This is a genomic window from Paenirhizobium selenitireducens ATCC BAA-1503, assembly GCF_900492185.1.
Taxonomy (GTDB): Bacteria; Pseudomonadota; Alphaproteobacteria; order Rhizobiales; family Rhizobiaceae; genus Allorhizobium; species Allorhizobium selenitireducens_A.
The window spans coordinates 1-427 of the sequence record NZ_UEYP01000053.1; the positions used below are offsets into that span (position 1 = coordinate 1).

Here is a 427-nt window from a genome sequence, read left to right on the forward strand (position 1 = left end):
GGCTGGGTCTGTATCGCGCCTTGGCGGCCAACCGGCGGGCCCTTCGCCTGGCTTTCTCAGCCGCCTCGGGTGGTAAGGGTAAAATCACCACCCGTGCCGCCGCCTCGACCTTGGACTTGCCGTCCTGGATCATCACGCACCGATCAAGCATGCCCTTCTCGCCCGCTTCACGGCAGAGTGCCAAGCGATCCAGCAATTGTCCGTCGCTATCCAGCAAGCGCGGGTAGTTGGAAGGGGCGCGGACCAGAAAATCGGCCCCGGCCTCGACCACCTCAGCCAGATCGGCCGCCTTGGCGTGGGCGCGGTCGGCAATCCGAAGCTCGCCGGCCTTAACGCCGCGCGACAGTCGTTCGGCTTCATGGCGATCGGTGACTTCCACCGAACAGAGCGTCAGCCGCGAAAGGTCGAACACCGTATGCACCATCCA

1 pseudogene is annotated in these 427 nt (G+C 64.9%); it reads right to left on the reverse strand.

From position 1 onward, the window contains the following. A pseudogene (locus RHIZ70P_RS22690) lies at positions 1 to 427 on the reverse strand (IS4/IS5 family transposase); the annotation flags it as partial.